20 protein-coding genes and 1 other RNA gene are annotated in these 19,998 nt (G+C 49.6%); 14 read left to right on the top strand and 7 right to left on the bottom strand.

What is annotated here, in order from left to right; translation table 11 throughout:
- The first annotated feature begins 155 nt into the window (after positions 1 to 155).
- A complete protein-coding gene (gene cshA / locus I8J30_RS30785; RefSeq protein ID WP_210664217.1) occupies positions 156 to 1,763 on the top strand; it encodes a degradosome RNA helicase CshA in 1,608 nt (535 codons plus the stop codon).
- Between the two features lie 78 nt (positions 1,764 to 1,841).
- On the opposite strand, the gene I8J30_RS30780 is transcribed toward cshA, so the two are convergent.
- Complete coding sequence (locus I8J30_RS30780) at positions 1,842 to 1,934, bottom strand: YjcZ family sporulation protein (RefSeq protein WP_091220657.1); 93 nt, start codon at positions 1,932 to 1,934, stop codon at positions 1,842 to 1,844.
- A 179-nt stretch (positions 1,935 to 2,113) separates the two neighbouring features.
- On the opposite strand from I8J30_RS30780, the gene I8J30_RS30775 reads away from it, so the two are divergent.
- The 3 genes from I8J30_RS30775 (at position 2,114) to I8J30_RS30765 (ending at position 3,630) form a co-directional block, all read left to right on the top strand.
- On the top strand, positions 2,114 to 2,908 hold the full coding sequence (locus tag I8J30_RS30775) for a YesL family protein (RefSeq protein WP_091220655.1): 795 nt from the start codon (positions 2,114 to 2,116) through the stop codon (positions 2,906 to 2,908).
- Positions 2,909 to 2,956: 48 nt separating this feature from the next.
- Positions 2,957 to 3,138: non-coding RNA, 6S RNA (gene ssrS / locus I8J30_RS30770), on the top strand.
- 96 nt (positions 3,139 to 3,234) lie between these two features.
- Positions 3,235 to 3,630 (top strand): DUF1499 domain-containing protein, encoded by a 396-nt coding sequence (locus I8J30_RS30765; RefSeq protein ID WP_177245889.1) that lies wholly within the window; start codon positions 3,235 to 3,237, stop codon positions 3,628 to 3,630.
- A gap of 65 nt (positions 3,631 to 3,695) precedes the next feature.
- On the opposite strand, the gene tpx is transcribed toward I8J30_RS30765, so the two are convergent.
- Positions 3,696 to 4,214 (bottom strand): thiol peroxidase, encoded by a 519-nt coding sequence (gene tpx / locus I8J30_RS30760; RefSeq protein ID WP_210664216.1) that lies wholly within the window; start codon positions 4,212 to 4,214, stop codon positions 3,696 to 3,698.
- A 96-nt stretch (positions 4,215 to 4,310) separates the two neighbouring features.
- Between tpx and I8J30_RS30755 the strand changes: the two genes are divergently transcribed.
- The 3 genes from I8J30_RS30755 to I8J30_RS30745 all read left to right on the top strand — a co-directional run bounded on the left by I8J30_RS30755 (position 4,311) and on the right by I8J30_RS30745 (position 7,810).
- Complete coding sequence (locus tag I8J30_RS30755; protein ID WP_210664215.1) at positions 4,311 to 4,931, top strand: rhomboid family intramembrane serine protease; 621 nt, start codon at positions 4,311 to 4,313, stop codon at positions 4,929 to 4,931.
- A gap of 34 nt (positions 4,932 to 4,965) precedes the next feature.
- Positions 4,966 to 5,871 carry a glutamate biosynthesis transcriptional regulator GltC gene (gltC, locus tag I8J30_RS30750; protein ID WP_210664214.1) on the top strand — a complete coding sequence of 302 codons (906 nt, stop codon included), beginning with the start codon at positions 4,966 to 4,968 and terminating at the stop codon, positions 5,869 to 5,871.
- 109 nt (positions 5,872 to 5,980) lie between these two features.
- Positions 5,981 to 7,810 (top strand): peptidoglycan D,D-transpeptidase FtsI family protein, encoded by a 1,830-nt coding sequence (locus tag I8J30_RS30745; RefSeq protein ID WP_210664213.1) that lies wholly within the window; start codon positions 5,981 to 5,983, stop codon positions 7,808 to 7,810.
- A 2-nt stretch (positions 7,811 to 7,812) separates the two neighbouring features.
- On the opposite strand, the gene I8J30_RS30740 is transcribed toward I8J30_RS30745, so the two are convergent.
- Complete coding sequence (locus I8J30_RS30740) at positions 7,813 to 8,943, bottom strand: AI-2E family transporter (protein WP_210664212.1); 1,131 nt, start codon at positions 8,941 to 8,943, stop codon at positions 7,813 to 7,815.
- 244 nt (positions 8,944 to 9,187) lie between these two features.
- On the opposite strand from I8J30_RS30740, the gene I8J30_RS30735 reads away from it, so the two are divergent.
- The gene (locus tag I8J30_RS30735) at positions 9,188 to 10,624 is read left to right on the top strand and encodes a polysaccharide deacetylase family protein (protein WP_210664211.1); all 1,437 of its coding nucleotides are present in this window, start codon (positions 9,188 to 9,190) and stop codon (positions 10,622 to 10,624) included.
- 71 nt (positions 10,625 to 10,695) lie between these two features.
- Here I8J30_RS30735 and I8J30_RS30730 read toward each other — a convergent pair whose 3' ends face one another.
- Complete coding sequence (locus tag I8J30_RS30730; RefSeq protein ID WP_210664210.1) at positions 10,696 to 11,310, bottom strand: PH domain-containing protein; 615 nt, start codon at positions 11,308 to 11,310, stop codon at positions 10,696 to 10,698.
- 106 nt (positions 11,311 to 11,416) lie between these two features.
- Positions 11,417 to 13,105 carry a dihydroxy-acid dehydratase gene (gene ilvD, locus I8J30_RS30725; protein ID WP_210664209.1) on the bottom strand — a complete coding sequence of 563 codons (1,689 nt, stop codon included), beginning with the start codon at positions 13,103 to 13,105 and terminating at the stop codon, positions 11,417 to 11,419.
- Between the two features lie 281 nt (positions 13,106 to 13,386).
- Here ilvD and I8J30_RS30720 point away from each other — a divergent pair, with 281 nt between their 5' ends.
- Genes I8J30_RS30720 through I8J30_RS30695 form a run of 6 tightly spaced genes read left to right on the top strand, consistent with a single transcriptional unit; the run spans position 13,387 to position 18,205 of the window.
- On the top strand, positions 13,387 to 13,689 hold the full coding sequence (locus I8J30_RS30720) for an urease subunit gamma (RefSeq protein WP_091220630.1): 303 nt from the start codon (positions 13,387 to 13,389) through the stop codon (positions 13,687 to 13,689).
- 24 nt (positions 13,690 to 13,713) lie between these two features.
- Positions 13,714 to 14,085 carry an urease subunit beta gene (ureB, locus tag I8J30_RS30715; protein ID WP_210664208.1) on the top strand — a complete coding sequence of 124 codons (372 nt, stop codon included), beginning with the start codon at positions 13,714 to 13,716 and terminating at the stop codon, positions 14,083 to 14,085.
- On the top strand, positions 14,078 to 15,796 hold the full coding sequence (gene ureC / locus I8J30_RS30710; RefSeq protein ID WP_210664207.1) for an urease subunit alpha: 1,719 nt from the start codon (positions 14,078 to 14,080) through the stop codon (positions 15,794 to 15,796). Before ureB ends, ureC begins: the two co-directional genes overlap by 8 nt.
- A gap of 53 nt (positions 15,797 to 15,849) precedes the next feature.
- Positions 15,850 to 16,569 carry an urease accessory protein UreF gene (locus tag I8J30_RS30705; RefSeq protein ID WP_240548502.1) on the top strand — a complete coding sequence of 240 codons (720 nt, stop codon included), beginning with the start codon at positions 15,850 to 15,852 and terminating at the stop codon, positions 16,567 to 16,569.
- Between the two features lie 51 nt (positions 16,570 to 16,620).
- Positions 16,621 to 17,370 carry an urease accessory protein UreG gene (ureG, locus tag I8J30_RS30700; RefSeq protein WP_210664205.1) on the top strand — a complete coding sequence of 250 codons (750 nt, stop codon included), beginning with the start codon at positions 16,621 to 16,623 and terminating at the stop codon, positions 17,368 to 17,370.
- On the top strand, positions 17,321 to 18,205 hold the full coding sequence (locus I8J30_RS30695) for an urease accessory protein UreD (RefSeq protein WP_240548501.1): 885 nt from the start codon (positions 17,321 to 17,323) through the stop codon (positions 18,203 to 18,205). The genes ureG and I8J30_RS30695 overlap by 50 nt, the downstream gene beginning before the upstream one ends.
- 31 nt (positions 18,206 to 18,236) lie before the next feature.
- Here I8J30_RS30695 and I8J30_RS30690 read toward each other — a convergent pair whose 3' ends face one another.
- Both I8J30_RS30690 and I8J30_RS30685 read right to left on the bottom strand, forming a co-directional pair.
- Complete coding sequence (locus tag I8J30_RS30690; protein WP_210664204.1) at positions 18,237 to 18,779, bottom strand: GNAT family N-acetyltransferase; 543 nt, start codon at positions 18,777 to 18,779, stop codon at positions 18,237 to 18,239.
- Between the two features lie 377 nt (positions 18,780 to 19,156).
- Positions 19,157 to 19,507 carry a hypothetical protein gene (locus I8J30_RS30685; protein ID WP_091220600.1) on the bottom strand — a complete coding sequence of 117 codons (351 nt, stop codon included), beginning with the start codon at positions 19,505 to 19,507 and terminating at the stop codon, positions 19,157 to 19,159.
- Positions 19,508 to 19,998: the final 491 nt, after the last annotated feature.

The raw sequence follows: 19,998 nt of genomic DNA, 5'->3' as shown, positions 1-19,998 counted from the left end.
CAGGTAGCAGTTTAACAAAAAAAGTTGGAAGTTGTCTAATGTAATAAATGATGCTAGTATATGTATTTAGTGCTTGCTGGTATTCAGAAATACAGTTGTGCTATAATAAACTGTATATTTTCTGTAGGATGCAGATAGAAGGAGATTGAAACAGTTTGAAAACATTTGCTGAATTCGGCTTAGAACCTAAGGTTCTTCAAGCCATTACTGAGCTTGGATTTGAGGAATCTACCCCAATCCAATCGAAAGCCATTCCAATTGCGCTTGCCGGCACCGACTTGATCGGGCAAGCTCAGACAGGAACGGGCAAAACGGCCGCCTTCGGGATCCCGCTTGTCAACAAGATCCCGGTTACTGAAGAGCGTATCGTCGCATTAATTATGACCCCGACCCGTGAGCTTGCGATTCAAGTTTCGGAAGAAATCGGAAAGCTTACACGTTACAAAGGTCTACGTTCATTGCCGATTTACGGCGGTCAAGAGATCGGTCGTCAAATCCGCGCATTGAAGAAACGCCCGCAAATCATCATCGGTACACCTGGTCGTTTGCTCGATCATATTAACCGTAAAACAATCAAACTTGATGATGTCCAAACCGTTATCTTGGATGAAGCGGATGAAATGCTGGACATGGGCTTTATGGAAGATATCACTTCCATTCTTTCCTTGGTACCGACTAATCGCCACACGATGCTGTTCTCGGCTACAATGCCTCCGAACATTCGTAAACTGGCAGATCAATTCCTACAATCGCCTGAGCATGTGTCGGTAATCCCAACACAAGTCAGCGCACCAACGATTGAACAAGCTTATATCGAAGTTCATGAGCGTCAGAAGTTTGATGCACTGAGCCGTTTGCTTGATATGGAATCCCCTGACCTTGCAATCATCTTTGGACGTACAAAGCGCCGTGTAGATGAGCTGAGCGAAGCCCTTCAGAAGCGTGGTTATTCTGCAGACGGCTTGCATGGCGACTTGTCCCAGAATCAACGTGATAACGTTATGCGTAAATTCCGCGACGGCAGCATCGATGTGCTGGTAGCAACAGACGTTGCAGCACGTGGTCTTGACGTTTCGGGCGTAACGCATGTTATCAACTTCGACTTGCCGCAAGATCCGGAGAGCTATGTACACCGTATCGGCCGTACCGGCCGTGCCGGTAAAGAAGGTACAGCGTGGTCGTTCGTAACGCCGCGTGAGCTGGATCACATGCACTTCATCGAGAAAGTGACGCGTCACAAAATCGCGAAGAAGCCATTGCCAAGCATCGCTGAAGCAATTGAAGGCAAACAACGCGTAACAGCTGAGCGCATTCTGGATGCTCTGGAAGGCGAGGCAGTTAATGAATTCAAAGCCATTGCAATTCAATTGCTTGAGCAATATGATTCCGTTAACTTGCTGGCAGCAGCTATTAAATTGATCACTGGCGAGAAGAAAGATGTTAACATCGAACTTACGCCTGAAGATCCGATTCGCGCTAAGAAACGCAGACCGGATGTTCGTACAAGCGGACGTCGTTTCTCCGGCGGACCATTTGGCGGCGGCAATCGTTCCGGCAGCGGACCTCGCGGACGCGGCGAAAGCAGCGGAAGCAGCCGTGGCGGTTATGGCGGCAGCGGTGGCGGCTACAGCGGCAATCGCAGCAGCAGTTCGAGCAGCAGCACTAGCAGCAGCAGCTACAACCGTGATCGCGATCGTGACAACAAAGGCCGTGGAGACGGCCGCGGCGAAGCTCGCCGTTCCCGTCCATCCTCCGACGAATAAGCAAGGATAGACACCGGGGCTTCTGTTTAGCCGAGCAATCGGATAAATAGAGCCCCTTTTTTATCTTGTTATCTGCTGTCAGAAGAAGCCTTTCGAGACAATTATAAGTAGAATGAACAGAACAAGAATCAATGCGGCACTAGTATGAGAGCCATGACCCATATTACCCATTAGCGACGTCCTCCTCGGCTTTTGTCTTGGGTGCGATAACACTATATGGTATGCACATGGGTGAATGTCGTTTAGACGCCTGCCCACATTCCCGAAAATGGGCGTTGGCTTCTTGGTCTGTCTATATTATAGTTAACGTAGTATAAAATGAAATCGCTTGCTAGGAGGACTTGGCTACTATGGAAATGAGAGGCATGATGGGCGGGTTTTATAAAATCTCGGAATGGATTATGCGCTTATCGGTAACAAACGTGCTATGGATCATTTGTTCCTTGCCGTTTATTATTTTACTGCTCCCTGTGTTATTTGCTCAGAACAGCGATCAAATGCTGAGTTACTTCATCGTTTCCGGCATCGTTGCTCCGTTCACTTTGTTTCCGGCAACTGCGGCTATGTTTGCGGTTGCGCGCAAATGGGTAATGGGTGAGGTAGATGCGCCGCTCCTTCGCACGTACTTTAGAAACTATAAGGACAGCTACGTGCAAAGCATGATAGGCGGAATCTTGTATATGGTTCTGTTTACGATTCTCATTGTGGACTTCCGGGTATACTTGGTGAAATTGGAATCGTTCCAGCTGGTTTCTTATTTGTTCGTTGCACTCGTTGCTTTGCTGGCTGTATCGCTGTTCAATTTCTTCTCGATGGTGGTTCACTATCACATGAAGACGCTGCAGCTGCTTAAGAACGCATTGCTGCTTACGATCGGACGGCCATTCCGGTCGCTCTCGACAGTCATTATGTGCGGCTTCGTTATTTATATTAGCTTCAGCTCGCCGAAATTGATGTTTCTTGTTCCGTTCTTCACGGGCAGTGTAGTGGCGATTATCGCCTTCTGGAACTTCTACGCGATCTACATGAAGCTGCAGCTGCAAGCGGAGAAGGCAGCGGAGGCGGCAGCGGAGGAAGAGCGCAAGCGTCTCGAAGACGAAGCATTCCTGCCACATACAGAAGAAGGTCAAAACACCATTAAATAGCGGCGGGTGTCACGTTTACTTTTGCCCCCGTTACGTCTATAATAACTATACATCCTGCGATGTACGTTACGGCTTATCACTTGTTTTGAACCAATGGCTGTTTTAAGGGAGACTCAATTGAAACGCAGCTGACAGGCCCTCGAAAAGGGATCTCAAAAACGTTTCTGCGGCCACCCACCTGCGAGAGCGGGTTCAGAAACAAGCAAGTCGGACGGCATGGCGGGTTACTTACTTTAAGCGAAAAGGGGGCAACCCCTTTTTTTTATGTTAGAAACTATGTTATGATATTTCTTAGCGTACATAGAAGTTGGAGGGGGAGATTACCTTTGTCTTTGAAGCGGTCCCTTATCGGGTTGCTGCGCAGTCATGAATTGACTGGCGATAAAGCGAAAGATCCGTTACTGAAATCCCATTATTACAAGTTGTCACGGGAGAGAGCTTGGGAAGAGGTTGTCTCTACACTAAAGAAGATGCAAGGCTACAAGGTGCTTCATGAAGTGCAGTCCGTAGGTGAGATCGTACTCGAGAAACGTACGGTAACCGGCCGTACAATGGATATTACCGTATCCGTTATCAACGTGAATCCTGTTACAGCAGCGGTGGACATTTATTCCGCGTCGCGCGGTTCGTTCGGAGATCTTGGATCTAATTACCGCATCATTATTGATATTTATCGGACTCTCGATAAGAAGCTGGCTCAATATAAAACGACCGGCATATAATAACGAGAAAAAGCGAGGAAGGGAGTCCCTGCCTCGCTTTTGTCATATGCTGATCTTTATGTAGCTTATACGAGTGCTTTCACTGCATTAATCGCATTCTCGTAGTTCGGGTGCTCCGTCATTTCGCTAAGCACTTCCACGTATTGAATCGTGTCATTGCCGTCGATGACGAAGATCGCACGCATATCCAAGTGTAGATCTTTGATCAACACGCCGTAAGCTTCGCCGAAATTGTTGTTCTTGTAATCCGACAGCAGAACAACTTTATCGACACCTGCAGCACCGCACCAACGAGCTTGCGCGAACGGAAGGTCAACGCTGACTGTCAGGACAGCTACGTTATCGCCAAGAGTTGCTGCTTCTTCGTTGAAACGACGAGTTTGCGCATCGCAAACGCCTGTATCAATGGAAGGCACTACGCTGACAAGTTTCACTTTGCCTGCGAAGTCTTTCAAAGAAACAACCTCAACAAGAGATTTGTTCAATTGAAAATCAGGAGCTTGGTCACCGATTTTCAGTTCTGGGCCAATCAGAGTAAGCGGGTTGCCTTTAAGAGTAGCAACGCCTGTGCGTTCTTGTGCCATTAATAAACAGCCTCCTTAGGATGGAATTGGTTCATACCAAATTATTATAACTATAATGAAATGCCATTGTCCAATAGGAGGGCAAAGGAGAACACGATGATATTTCTTCGTTATGAAAGTTTTCGCAGTTACTTGCGGCTATATCCGGTTACAGCGGCTATTATCGCGCTGAATCTGCTCATCTATATTAGCGATCGCTATCTATTGGATAGCCAGCTGCTGGAACGAGGCTTCTTTTACAGTGATCCCAACGACAATTATTTCTCGCTTGCGGAACCTTGGCGTTATGTGACGGCCCAATTCTTGCATCTGAGTATTTCGCATATTTTCTTCAATATGTTTGCCGTGCTGGTGTTTGCGCCTCCGCTTGAACGGATGCTCGGACATGTGAAGTATCTGCTGTTCTATCTGCTGTGCGGCATCGTCGGCAATCTATTCAGTGCCATCGCAGACTCGTCTACTGCGGGAGCAGGCGCATCGGGAGCAATCTACGGTGTATATGGTGCTTACCTCTACTTGGCACTAATGAAACGCTCGCTTGATCCGGATTCGCGTAAAACGGTGTATACGATACTGATCTTCGGTATTTTATATTCGATATTCGCGCCGGGGATCGGGCTATGGGCACATTTTGGCGGATTGTTTGCCGGTTTCGTGCTTGCTTATGCATATGACTGGTATTTAATCGGGAAGAAGAATCGCCGATATAATCGATAATGGCAGCTGATATAGAGAAGAAGAGGGGACGCTAGTGGAGCTTCGTCAATTGTATTATTTCGTTAAAGTGGCTAAGAAAGAACATGTTACGAAAGCAGCAGAGGAGCTGCACGTGGCACAATCTGCCGTCAGCCGACAAATTCATCAACTGGAGGAGGAGCTTGGCGCCAAGCTCTTCCTGCAGAAGGGGCGCAACCTGCAGCTTACACCTGTGGGGGCGTTGTTTCTGAAGCGGGCAGAAGTAATATTGGCTGATTTGGAGCGCTCCGTCGTGGAGATCCAAGAGTTTCTCGATCCGGAGAAAGGAGAAATTCGACTTGGTTTTCCGCACAGCTTGGGGATCTCGCTTATACCTGAGGTAGTGGCGGCGTTCCGGAAGCTGAACCCTAACGTGAAGTTTCGGTTTAAACAAGGGATGTTCCCGTCTCTGATCCAAGACGTGATGAAAGGCGAAGTGGATCTTGCTTTCGTATCGCCATGTCCGGAGAAGCATCCTCACGTGAACGGTCAAATTGTCTTAACGGAAGAGCTGTTTGCGATACTGCCGCCGAATCACCCGCTTGCGAGCGAAGAGTCCATTGAATTGGTTCAGCTGAAGGACGAGATGTTCGTGCTGTTCAGCGAAGGCTACTCGCTGCGGCCAATTGTATGGGAGGCTTGTCTGGCGGCTGGATTTACGCCGCAGATCGGCTTCGAGGGGGAAGAGACGGATACTATTCGCGGACTGGTTGCGGCAGGTATGGGAGTCAGCTTGCTGCCTGAAATGGCGCTCTATGCATCGGGACCGCTTAAGCCGGCTAAGGTGCGCGTCCGTTCACCGCAAGTAACACGGACAATCGGACTTATTTATCGATCCAATGAGAAGCTCCCGCTAGTTGCAAAATCGTTTCAGAGTTTCCTGCTCGAGTTCTTTGCATGCAGTCGGTTTCGGAAGCAATAGACGCGGTGCGTTCAACCTTCTAAGGTCAATCAGAGCGAAATCTGATTGGCCTTTTTTATTAAGGGGATACTTGTAAAAAATCCCTTTGAGCGGCGGAGGAACAGACGTCATGAGCAGAGAACGGCGAAGAAGCAGACAACAGCGAATTTTCATCCTCCTTATGATGTTGAGCGCGATGGTAGTGTTAGTCGTACTGCGCATCGGTTGGCTGCAGCTAATGCCATCGGCACCCGTAACGGCAACTAGCTCCGATTGGAAAGAGGAGTCTGTCGCGCAGCGAGAACGAACATTAGTACTGGATACAGGCAGGGGAGATTTCTACGACCGTTTCGGCAGACCGCTTACGGGAGAGACCTACGAGGCCTTGGCTGTATTTCCGCTGCAAATGAAATCTCGTACGAATAACCCCAAGGAATTCGATGAACTGGCCAAGGCGCTTGGCATACAGTCTTCTATGTTGAAACAATGGATGGCGAGATTAACGGTGCCCGTCTTCTGGCAGCAGGAGGGGCAGAAGGTGCCTCATCGTCTAACTGCCAAGCAACTCACCGCGATAGGAGCGTTGCATATTAACGGTGTGCGCGTGCTGCCCTACCATAACCGCTACCCGTCTGCCTTCAGCGCCATACATGCGCTCGGCTACATCAGCCAGCATCCGGAGCTGCTTCAAGCCGATTACAGCAAGCGGCTTAAGGAACATACGATGACCCTGCGCGACCAGACAGGCGGCTCCGGCTTGGAGCATTCGTTAGATCCGCTGCTGCAAGGTACGGGACCGACCGCAGTGTCTTATTTTACAGATGGAACGGACAAGCCTATGCATGGCTTAAACTTAAGGCTCATTAGCCCGAATAATCCATACTATCCGGTTAAAGTAATGACGACGATGGATCTTTCTTTGCAGCATCAGCTGGAGAACTATGTGGATCATAAAGGACTGAAAGAAGGAGCGGTCGTAGTCCTCGATACGGCTAACGGAGATATTATTGCGATGATTTCAAAGCCGCAACTCGCGATGAGCTCCATCAACGCGGCGGGTCCGGATGCTGCCAATCATGCGATTAGGGCGGCAACACCGGGTTCGATATTCAAAATCGTGACGGAAGCGGCTGCACTGGAGTCCAACGTTACTAGTGAAGGCGAGCAGTTCTATTGCAATGGGAATTATGGCCGCTATGGCCTTCATTGCTGGAAGGACGGGGGGCATGGACACGTCACGCTCCAAGATGCATTTGCGGGCTCATGTAATGTCGTGTTTGCTGAGCTTGCTGAGCGGCTTAGTGCGCGGCAGTTTCTGGTGACCGCAGATCAGCTCGGTATTGCTCGGCAGGTCGGATGGAGCAGCAAAGAAGCGTTTGCGCCGCTTGGAAGACCGCTGCGGCAATTCCAGGAGGAAGAAGCGGGAAATGTGTTCGCTGTACCTCAAGGGGCCAGAGATGGCGGTCAGCTGGCGCAAACGGGCATAGGGCAAAGAGACGTCAAGCTCTCACCGCTTCAAGCGGCTAACCTTATCGTTACGCTGTTGCATGAAGGGCGTGTACAAGAGCCGAGGCTCGTTAGTGAAATTCGGTACGGGAATGGACAAGTGTTGGCTAAGCTTGCCAGACAGACTTCGCCCTCGCAATATGGGCAAATCCATGCACGTACAGCTCGGACTTTGCTTAGGAGCATGGAGGCAGTAGTCCATTACGGAACGGGGAAAGGGATCCGAAACGGAATTTGGACGGTCGCCGGAAAATCCGGCACCGCCCAAATTAGAAGAGGAGATCGGGAACGATTGAATCAATGGTTTGTGGGCTACGGACCGGTTGGGCAACCTCGCTATGCAGTGGCGGTTCTGGCCGAGAACCGAACACCCGGAACATCCAATCAAGCGACGGCTATTTTCCGCGGAGTGATGGATATTCTTGCGATGCAGCGGAAGGACGAAATCGATTAAAGCTAGTCCACGATTTCCGTATTCTCCGCCGGATTGGTTTGATGATCGAACTCCCCTTTAGGTGAATGAATCCAGCGGTGGAAGTAACGTTGATCATACAGCGCCTTGAGCAGAATCATAAGAATGGGCGACAGGATCACGCCTGCAATCCCGAATATCGAAAGTGAAATAATCATGAATGCGAGCATCGTGAAGGCAGAAACGCCGAGCGTGTCTCCTGTAATCTTCGGCTCCAGAAATTGACGAGTCAATACGACGGCAAGGAACAAACAACTGAGCCAAATGGCGAGCGTCGTATTACCGACAATGAATAAGTATATGATCCACGGAATAAATACCGTCCCGACGCCGAGTAAGGGCAGGATGTCGAAGAAAGCGGACAGCAGCGCGATGGAGAAGGCATTGGGCACGCCGAGAAGCAGCAAGGCGACGAAAATAACGATGAACGTAATGCTGATCAGCTTGCCTTGGGCTTTCAAATAACCGGCAATGCCGGAGAATACATTCTCGCGCAAGAATAGAAAGGCCTTCTTGAATGTATTGGGCGTCTTCTCCTGCGCCAGCTTCTTCCACTCCTTGATTTCCAGACTAAGGAAATAAGCGAGTATGATTCCGATCGTGAAGTTAATCATAAAGGCGGAGAAGGATTTCAAGTAACCGCCAAGCGAGAGCAGGAAGGATACCGCAAGATTAGATCCCCATCTTGTGATATAGCCGAAGATCTCATTGGCTTTCTCCACAACATTATCCGGAAGCGGAAGGGCATCGACTTTGTCTTCGAGCAGAGCGGCGTTTTTCTGGAACTGATCGACGAGTAAATCCTGATACTTGCCAAGGTTGGAAGCAAGTCCGGTAACCTGGGCGGTGACAACGAAACCGGCACCTACAAATGCGCCGACGATGACGAGGGTGAAGATGAGAACGGATATGCCCGAAGCGATGGATTTCTTCATTCCCAGCCGCTGCATCCACCGAGCAGGGGGCTCAATAAACATGAAAATTAAAAAAGAAAGGAATATTGGAGTGGCAATCCGGTATACATAACTGAATACAAGCATGACGAGATACACGGTCAGAACAATTAAGGCAATATCGAATGCGGTACGCCAATATTTACGGTAGAAGGAAAGCATCGATTGACTCCTTTTTTAATAGTTGTTATGCGGTTTTGTATCATGATTGTACTATAAAATAACAGTGTTTCCCAACTTAACTTTATGTTAGCCTAATTTTCCGATTTATGCTGTATTTCTTCGTTGTAACTTCCGTAGCCGTTATTGTACGTGCTATGTTACAATGAATGAAGGTATCAGGCATCAATGGCACTCCCTCTTCCAATGGACAAGGATCGAAACTAGGGTGGTGGGAAAACGTATCATGGAAAACTTCCTGCTGTGGGGATTTTATTTTTTAACGTTTTATGCTTTTTTACCCGGAATCATAAGCCGTACATTTGGTTTTCGCGTATTTAAACGGGGACGTGCAGAACGGGAAATTGCCCTTACGTTCGATGATGGGCCAGATCCTGTCTATACACCGCAGCTGCTTGATTTATTAAAGAAATATAATGCGAAGGCGACATTCTTTGTCGTTGGCATCCATGCAGAACGGAACCCGGAGATCTTGCAGCGTATGCATGCTGAAGGGCATGTCATCGGCATTCACAATTACGTACACAAGTCCAATTGGCTTATGCGTCCAAGAACGGTTAAGAAACAAATTCATCGCACATCAGAGATTATCCGCCGGGCAACCGGCGTTCGTTCGGCGTACTACAGACCTCCGTGGGGGATCGTCAATCTGTTTGATTTTTCTAATTTGGGCTATCTTCAAATCATTCTATGGTCTGCGCTGTTCGGCGATTGGCGCAAACGGGTAGGGGCTGAACGGCTTAAGGCTCGCATGATGAAGAAGCTTCGGCCGGGAGAAGTGCTGCTTCTTCATGATTGCGGCGCTACTTTCGGGGCGGACCTTGATGCGCCGGCTAACATGCTTATTGCACTGGAGGCGTTCTTAGAGGCGGGTCGTGAACGCGGCTTTCAATTTGTCCATATTACGGACATGATTGCTCTCACGGACGGGGATCGCAGTAAGTCGAAAGAAGCCAAGCCTGCGTCGCACGGCCTCTTCAAACGGGCAGTGATCGCATGTTGGATGGGCTGGGAGCGGGTGTTCCACGTTCTGTTCCGCGTGAAGTCAGGCGGAGAAGGCTCTATCTTCCACATTCGGCTTGTCCCTTATCCGGGACAAACGCTGGAGCTGTCGGACGGCAGACGAATCGAGCACAAGGATCCTGTAATCGAGCTTCACTTTGATAATCATAAGCTGCTGAAAATGATGACTGAATCACGCTCGATGATGCAAGTTGCGATTATGCTCATTCGAGAAGTGCAGAAGGGGATGCCAAAGCTTGCCCAGCAGCTTGTAGGAAACAAAGAATACGAACATGCAAAAGGGTTATATGGCGTCAGCATGATTAATCGCGGCGCAGAGCAATTCGGATTCAGCGTGCTGCCGATTCCGAAAGGTCTGTTTGATTACTCTACACGGCTGTATTTGAAGCTTCTGCTCCGTGTGCTTCATCCTTCGGGTAAGAAACGTTTGACTGAGCAAGGCTCGCGGCTTGATCCGCGAATTATTGCGATGTCGATGGACCAATTCTGGGGGCGCTACGGTGCTGAGGCGAACGTGAATCCCAGCTGGAAGAAGGCGCAGGTTTACGAGCCTAAGCTTCATCAAGGAACGCGCCCGGGGCTAACGCCTGCAGCTTATGACAATGCGAATGCAGCAGGAGCAGGAGAGTATACGCCATAACGAACAAGATTATAAGAAAGGCGCCTCGGAACTCGGGGCGCCTTTCTTGTTGATGTGCTGCCAAACATTCATTAGTGGTTGATATAACGCTCGAATACGGCACCAAAATCTTTGGATTTGTATTGCTTTTGCGTTTCGGCAAGCCAATTGAACGCGAGCTGGTTTATCGATTTGAATTGTTCCGAGAGATCGATTTCCGCTTTATAAATTTGGCTGACGGTGGAGGAGGCAAGATCCAGGCTCTGTCTTGCAAAGCCAAGTGAAATTTCATTCTCGTGCGTAAGCTCGGCGATTTTGATCAGTGCTTTGTAGAGATCCTTTACTTCTTCGATATGTTTCTTATGAACGTCTATGGTGAACGGTGTGCCGCCAAGATTGAATTTGATTTCGACATCCAAATCGACGGTGCCCGCCGTTTCTAAGTATACGCTGGAAATCTTATGTGCGCTGTATGAATAGCGGTGGAGCGTTCTTTTCTTGCTGACTGCACTTGTGCCGTCGAGGTGGATGAGCGCTTGATTCGTGAAGCAATACTCATCGGACTTGGATTTGATCAGAAAATAAATTTTCTCGTTATCCTCGTGAAGGACGTAGTCGTCGGCATCGACCTTATCATAGTTTTCCGGTTTGATGACAGATCCTAAATCGCTTAAACCAAGCAAATCGGCAGCTACTTTCCCGAACATGAGAATCCCTCCAAAATATAAAATGAAAATCGCCCTGCATATAAGTAGTTGACTTCCAACTAGTCATACGCAGGGCGATTCCATTATGTTTCAGTTTTGGGCGGAATTAATTAAATCTTAGTACGCCGCCTGTGCTTGCATTTGTTACAAGGTGGGAGTAACGAGCCAGATAACCTTTTTTGATTTTCGGCTCAAAGCCTTTCCAATTCGCACGACGAGCTTCGAACTCCTCATCGCTGATCAGAAGGTTCATTTGGTTGTTGATCAGATCAAGCTCCACGAGATCGCCGTCTTGAACGAAAGCGATAGGACCGCCTTCGGCAGCTTCCGGAGAAACGTGTCCGATACTGATGCCGCGGGATGCGCCGGAGAAGCGGCCGTCCGTTACGAGACCAACTTTAGCTCCCAGACCCATACCGACGATTTGCGACGTTGGCGCAAGCATCTCCGGCATACCAGGTCCGCCTTTAGGGCCTTCGTAACGAATGACGACAACATGTCCTTCTTTAACTTTACCGTTAGCGATGCCATGCAGTGCCTCATCTTGCGAATCGAAGCAAATTGCAGGACCTTTATGGTAGCCGCCGACCGATTTATCAACAGCGCCGACTTTAATGATCGCACCGCGTGGCGCAAGGTTACCGAATAGAACAGCTAGTCCGCCGCGCTCGCTATGCGGGTTGTCCAGCGTATGAAGAACATCCGTATCCTTGATATCGTGTCCGGCTACATTCTCGCGAAGTGTCTTACCTGTTACAGTAAGCACGTCACCGTGAAGGGCGCCTTCTTTTTTGAACAGCTCGTTGATAATTGCGCTTACGCCGCCTGCGTTGTGCACGTCTTCGATGTGGTAATCCGAAGCCGGAGCAATCTTCGCAAGATGCGGAACGCGTGCTGCAATTTCATTGATGCGCTCGATTGGGTATTCGATACCCGCTTCATGTGCGATTGCAAGCGTATGAAGGACTGTGTTTGTGGAGCCGCCCATTGCCATATCAAGTGCAAATGCATTGTCGATGGAATCTTTGGTCACGATATCGCGTGGTTTCAAATCCATTTCGATCAGGTTCATCAGCTGACGAGCAGCTTGCTTAACGAACTCTTTACGCTCAGGCGATACAGCCAGGATCGTTCCGTTACCCGGAAGGGCCAGTCCAAGACCTTCTGCCAGACAGTTCATGGAGTTAGCCGTGAACATACCGGAGCAAGATCCGCAAGTCGGACAACCGAATTGCTCAAGCTCCGTAAGGCTGGCTTCGTCGATTTTACCTGCTTGGAATGCACCGACACCTTCAAATACGCTGGAGAGCGAGATAGAGCGGCCATCGGAAGTTTTGCCGGCTTTCATAGGTCCGCCGCTGACAAGCATTGTCGGGATGTTGACGCGAAGCGCGCCCATAATCATGCCCGGTGTTATTTTGTCGCAGTTTGGAATACAAACCATGCCGTCAAACCAGTGAGCATTTACAACGGTCTCAACGGAATCCGCAATAATTTCGCGGCTCGCGAGGGAGTAACGCATACCGATATGTCCCATTGCAATTCCGTCGTCGACGCCAATCGTATTGAATTCGAAAGGCACGCCGCCTGCTTCCCAGATCGCTTCTTTAACGAGCTTTCCGAATTCCTGCAAGTGAACGTGGCCTGGAATGATATCAATGTACGAGTTGCAAACCGCGATAAACGGTTTACCGAAGTCTTCCTCTTTTACCCCGGCAGCACGCAGCAAGCTGCGGTGCGGAGCGCGGTCAAATCCTTTTTTAATTGTGTCTGAACGCATCTTTTTTGCCGCCATTTCTGTCCCTCCCAAAGTAAGTTCAATAAATTTTAGTCTATCACATCGGGCATTGAATGGCTAGCACGTTCACCTATGGAAGAGGTGGCAAGGAAGCTGAGGAAATCACGTATTAGATGAAGGCTTTTCTCTTCGTTTTCGACAAAACCTGACACCGAATTCCAATATGTAGCAATAATCTCAATTAATCTATCACTACGTGTTATTAAACATGACACAAATGATTTACTTGATTCCGTGAAACCGCTATAATAGTAGAAAACGTTGGAAGAGGTGCCTGTATGCAGTTAACGGAAAGGGAAAAAGAAAAGCTTCTAATTACGATTGCTGCCGATTTGGCACGTAGACGACTCAATCGAGGCGTGAAATTGAACTATCCCGAAAGTATCGCGCTGATTACTTCTGAAATCTTGGAAGGCGCCCGCGATGGGCTGACGGTAGCGCAATTAATGGAACACGGCACAACCATTCTAAGCCGAGATCAAGTGATGTTAGGCGTGGCGGATATGATCCATGAAGTACAAGTGGAAGCAACTTTTCCGGATGGAACGAAACTCGTGACCATTCATCATCCCATACTTTAACGTCGCTATGAGAGGGGGATCGCCATGATACCGGGAGAATACCGCACGGCGTCCGGAGAAATCGAACTGAATGCCGGTCGGGAGACAGTGGAAGTTCTTGTTGCCAATACGGGGGATCGTCCTGTGCAGGTAGGTTCGCATTTTCATTTTTTTGAAGTAAACCGGGCGCTTGCGTTTGATCGCGAAGCGGCATTCGGCATGCGCCTGGATATTCCGGCCGGCACCGCGGTTAGGTTTGAGCCGGGCGAGGAGAAGCCGGTTCAGCTTGTAGAGCTCGGTGGCAGCAAACGCTCCTTCGGACTGAACGCGCTGACTAATGGTCCGGCGATTCGCGGCAATATGTCCGATGAAGTGCGCACCAGGCTTTCGGCGTGGGAGGGAACCAAGCATGAGTAAGATGAGTCGCGGCAGCTATGCGGCCATGTTCGGTCCGACATCGGGCGATGCCGTTCGATTGGCGGATACGGAGTTATGGGCTCAAATCGAGAAGGACTACACCGTCTATGGAGATGAGTGTAAGTTCGGCGGTGGAAAAGTCATTCGAGATGGTATGGGGCAATCGAGCGGGGCGCTACGTAGTGAGGGGGTTCTGGATACGCTCATTACCAATGCGATTGTCATCGACCACTGGGGGATTGTGAAAGCCGACATCGGGATACGAGACGGTGTCATTGTCGGGATTGGCAAAGCAGGTAACCCGGATATTATGGATGGCGTAATGCCGACTATGGTCGTCGGCGCGAGTACGGAAGTGATTGCGGGCGAAGGGAAAATCGTAACGGCCGGCGGAATCGACAGCCATATTCATTTTATTTGCCCGCAGCAGATAGAAACGGCGCTATCTTCCGGCGTAACGACGATGATCGGCGGAGGTACGGGGCCGGCAACCGGTACGAATGCAACGACGTGCACGCCCGGGGCATGGCATATGCGCAGGATGTTGGAAGCTGCTGAAGCGTTTCCGATGAACCTGGGCTTTACCGGCAAAGGCAATTCTTCCTTTACCGGACCGCTCATCGAACAAATTGAAGCGGGTGCCATCGGGCTGAAGCTGCATGAAGACTGGGGAACGACGCCGGCTTCCATCGACGTTTGCCTTACAGCTGCGGATTTGTACGATGTTCAGGTAGCGATTCATACGGATACGCTGAACGAAGCGGGATTTCTGGAAGATACGCTGGCGGCATTTAAAGGCCGGACTATCCATACGTATCATACGGAAGGGGCCGGCGGCGGGCATGCTCCCGATATTATCCGGGCAGCCGGCGAGTTGAATGTGCTGCCTTCCTCCACGAATCCGACACGTCCGTTTACGATTAACACAATCGAAGAACATTTGGATATGCTCATGGTCTGTCACCATTTGGACAGCAGCATTCCGGAGGATGTTGCATTCGCGGACTCTCGGATTCGTCCGGAGACGATTGCGGCTGAAGATATTTTGCATGATATGGGCGTATTCAGCATGATCAGCTCCGATTCGCAGGCAATGGGGCGCGTGGGGGAGGTTATCATTCGTACTTGGCAAACCGCTGACAAGATGAAGAGACAGCGCGGCCCCCTGGCGCCTGATACCAGTGCTGAGGCTGATAATTTCCGCATCAAGCGGTACATCGCGAAGTACACGATCAATCCCGCAATTACGCATGGCATCTCGCATCTGGTTGGTTCTATAGAACCCGGCAAGTTTGCGGATTTGGTCGTGTGGAGTCCGATGTTTTTTGGCGTAAAGCCGGATCTGGTGCTCAAAGGCGGAAGCATTGCTTATGCACAAATGGGGGATCCCAATGCATCGATTCCGACGCCGCAGCCGGTATTCGGCCGTCCGATGTTTGCCGCATTTGGCAAAGCCAAGAACAGCAGCTCGATTACATTTGTATCGCAGGCTGCATATGATCGCGGCATTGCAGAAGAGCTCGGATTAGCCAAACGGATTGAACCGGTGCGTGGCTGCAGAACGGTGACGAAGAAAGATATGGTTCACAATGATGCGACGCCGGTGATTACCGTTGATCCGGAAACCTACGAAGTAAAAGTAGATGGTGTTGTGGCGACCTGTGAACCGGCAGGCGTATTGCCGATGGCGCAGCGATACTTTTTGTTCTAGAGGCATTCATGTAGCGTAGCTGCTTCCGGCTTGGGATGGAGGTGAGGGGAAGCTTGGCCTACTATTCAGAAGAAAGTTCTCAGCCTGTAGTGCTGCCTTGGCTTGCTCTTCAGCAGTTGCTCGACTCGGCTTTGCCGATCGGCGGATTCTCCCATTCCTTCGGCTTGGAGACGCTGGTTCAAGAAGAGGTGCTGCAAACAAGTAAGCAGCTTGAGGAATACACGGTATCGATGCTCATGCAGAGCTGGTCAACGGCAGATGTGATGGTCATCAAATCCGTATATCGAGACATGCCGTCATTCCATTATCGTTCCATATGGGACGTAGAGCGGCTCGTTCACGTTCAGCGCGCAGCGATTGAAACGCGAAATGGGATCGAGAAGATGGGGCGAAGGCTATTGCAACTGTTGGGCTCCTTATATCCCGATTATGATTGGACGCTTCTGCAGGAAGCGCTCAAGTCGAAAAGCTGTTTAGGCACTCACCCGCTCGTGTTCGGATTTGCTTGCTATCGTCTGGGCATTTCGCTTGAACAGGCAGCGCAAGGATATATGTATGCTAGCATCGTCAACTGCATCAACAGTGCGCTTCGACTCATGTCTATTGGCCAAACCGAAGGGCAAACCATCATCGCGAGGCTGACGCCGAAGACGCTGGATGCTTGGAAGGCGGTGTCTGGGATGACACCGGAGGACGCCTTCAGTTTCATGCCAATAAGTGAAATTGCGATGATGCGCCACGAGAATCTGTATTCTCGTCTATTCATGTCTTGAGAGTAGGAAGCCGGTAATGGAAACTTCATATCCCGCTAGGAGGAATGTACAATGTGTCAAGGACAAGGTCATCATCATCATGAGTGGGAGCAGCCGGCAATCGATCGCGCAGGTTCAAGACCGGTTCGAATCGGAATAGGCGGTCCTGTAGGTTCGGGAAAGACAGCATTGGTGGAGCGTCTTGCAGGTGCGCTGAAGGATAAATATAGTGTGGCGGTCATCACGAATGACATTTATACCAAAGAAGATGCGCGGATTTTGGCTGCAACCGGTGTGCTGCCGGAAGAGCGTATTATCGGGGTGGAGACGGGCGGATGCCCGCATACCGCGATTCGTGAGGATGCGTCGATGAACTTTGAAGCGGTGGATGAGCTGACGAGCCGTTTTGACGATCTCGATTTGATCTTTATCGAAAGCGGCGGCGATAATTTGGCGGCAGCCTTTAGTCCGGAACTGGTGGATCGGTTTATTTACATTATTGACGTGGCACAAGGCGAGAAAATTCCGCGTAAAGGCGGCCCGGGCATCATGCGTTCGGATTTGTTGATTATTAACAAAATCGATCTGGCCCCTCATGTCGGTGCCAGTCTTGAAGTGATGGAGTCCGATACGAAACGCATGCGCGGAGAGCGCCCTTATGTATTCTCGAACCTCTTCGGTGGCGTGAATGTGGATCGAATTGTTGCTTGGCTGGAGCATGAGCTCGCCCACGCTCATGGACATGAGCATCACCACGAGCACGAGCATAATCATGAGAGTGGACATGAACATGCCGCAGCACATCGCCACCACCACTCCTAATCAGGAGGGGCAGCGTGTATCGCAGCTTCGGGCGGTATTTGAGAAGCGGGAGCGCGGAACGGTTTTGACCTCGAAATATCATACTGCACCTATTAAGATCGCAAAAGCTTTTCCGCTTGATGGCCCGCTCGGTGTTATCGTGATGGATGTGTCTCCGGGGTTGTTGGCCGGCGATCGATACGAATTCGATTGGCAAATCAAGCCGGGTGCGCATGCGTACGTCACGAATCAATCGTTTACGAAGGTGCATCCTTCAAGCGTGCTGCTTGGCGGTTCTTCAATCAGGCAAAGCTTCGAGCTCGGGAAGGAATCGGTACTGGAGTCCATGCCTGAGCCGGTAATGCTTTATCGAGACGCTGCCCTGGATTCGGAGACGCTGGTGCGCTTAAGCGAAGGTGCGGTGTGGATGGGAGCAGAAGTGCTCTGCCCGGGCAGAACGCTGCGCGGCGAGTTGTTCGACTATATCCATCTGAAGAACAAGGTGCGCGTTTATTATGAGGATGAACTGATCTACGCTCAGCAGCAAAATATCATACCGGAGTCGCAGCAATTGTCGGCTCCCGGTTGTTTGGGGAAGTTGACTCATACCGGTGTATTCTATGCTTTTGCCGATCGAATCCAAGCGAAGCATGCTGAGGCAGTTCGGGCTGCGTTAGAATCGTTGCCGAGTCGTGGACAGAGAGAGGTTCAATGGGGCGTATCGCTTACCTATAAGCATGGTCTTGCGGTCATGGCAGCTGGAACAACGGCTTGGCACATCCAAGAAACGCTTGCTGCGGTATGGGCGGTAATGAGGAAGGAACTGCTGGGGTTATCGCCTTTTGCGATAAGCTAGTAAAAGGATGGCGAATGACTCGCCATCCTTTTTACTTGGAGAAGTATTCTGTTCTGGTGATCCCGAAGTAATCGAGATCCTCGAATTGATCCCATTTGAGGATATGCTGTTTAAAAGTCCCTTCGTGTTTCAGGCCGGCTTTGGTTAATACTGCGGATGATGCCGGATTACGTGTCATGGCGGCGCCGATGATACGATTCAAGTTCAGTACTTCGAAGCCGTAGCGGACAATACGTTTGGCGGCCTCGGTTGCGTAACCTTGTCCCCAGAATTCCTGACCTAACCAGTAACCGATTTCAGCTCGTTGATGTGCGGCTGTTAGGTTTAAACTGATGCATCCCATTAGCTGCTGTTGTTTCTCATCTATTATAGCGAATGTAAAACCGTGTCCGTGCTGGGCAGCGTCTTTGCGAAATGCGATCCATGCATCGGCTGCTCCATCGGGGTAGGGATGTGGAAGCGATAGGGTTGTGCGTGCGACCTCGTATTGCCCGGCTAGCTGTTGTACGGTGGACGCATCCCTTTGTTCAAACGGGCGAAGTTGCAATCTGGGTGTCTGTAAGGTAGTACTCATTCCGATTCACCTCGCAGCGACTTTTCCTCCATTATAGCAGTGGTCGAAGGCGAGGTCATCCGTGTTTCGGCATATAATAAAAGCCCTTGCTTTCCCGCTGTTGAGAGGGAGGAGCAAGAGCTTAATGTGCGATACAGTTTTAGATTAGTAAAGCTTATCGTTAATCCTCTGCATTGCTGTTGCTTTTCTTATCAGAGGACTTCGTAGTCGTATTCTTGCGTCCTTGTCCTTGCTGCTTTGCCATGGGTCACACTCCTTTCCGGGAAGATGTAGCCTATTGTGTGTAGGATTGTCCCCAAATATGAGCATAGTGGAAGAAGAATCAAAAAGACCATGACTCGAATGAAGGTCTCATTCCAATCATGGTCTTTGAATTGTTACATAGCCATTGGATTCCGTGATGTCAGCACATTCTTGATGCTTTGTGCGCGCCACTTTGACACATGGACTTGTTTGGCTTCGGAAGTGCTGCGGTCAAAAGAGATCGTACCGTCCGTTAGGGAGAGTACCTTCTCTGCATTGACATAGCAATTAGCGCTGACTTTAATGAAGCGACCTGATGTGATGTAACTGTTCAACTGCTCGGTAGTAATTCTCTTCTTTATGTTGTAGTTTCTACCGTGAAAGCTGGCCAGACCAAGCCTACCGACCTTGAAGTAATAAATGTCCTTCTCTACCTCAAAGTTTTCGTAAATGTTGCGAGCATCGTCTGCTACTACCTTCATCATGTAATGATCCCCCTCGATAAGATGAATTTGTTAGCGCTTTCATTTTAACACAAACCTTTGGGCTTGTGAACAGCACGAACCAAATTTTTCATATTTTTTTTGCTGAAGCGGGGTTGAAATCATTTTTCTTCATTATTAGCTCAAAATATACTGCGATGAATAAAGGTGTAAATATGGGTTAATCTACTTGTATAATAATACCTGTTGCGATAGTTGCTGAGTCCATGGTATATTCTAATTCCGCCGCTGAGAGATACAGGGACGCGGTGTTCGAAACGAAAACAAGCTGAAAAATAAAGCTTGCAATCATGTTTCGAAACATGGTATTATCTAATTCCGGTCACGAGCCGGGAGGAAATAAACCAAGTATTTGTTCTTTGAAAACTGAACAATGAGCGACCAGTCAAATGGTCATAAATCGCGAAACGAACGTTTCGCAAAGCTAGTTTTTTGAATGAGCTACCAAGCGAATTCTTAAAAATGGCCAAGCC

Source organism: Paenibacillus lignilyticus, from assembly GCF_017942085.1.
GTDB classification, from domain to species: Bacteria; Bacillota; Bacilli; order Paenibacillales; family Paenibacillaceae; genus Paenibacillus_Z; species Paenibacillus_Z lignilyticus.
The sequence above is the reverse complement of the archived record's forward strand: the minus strand, read 5'-3'. Positions and strand labels throughout refer to the sequence as shown.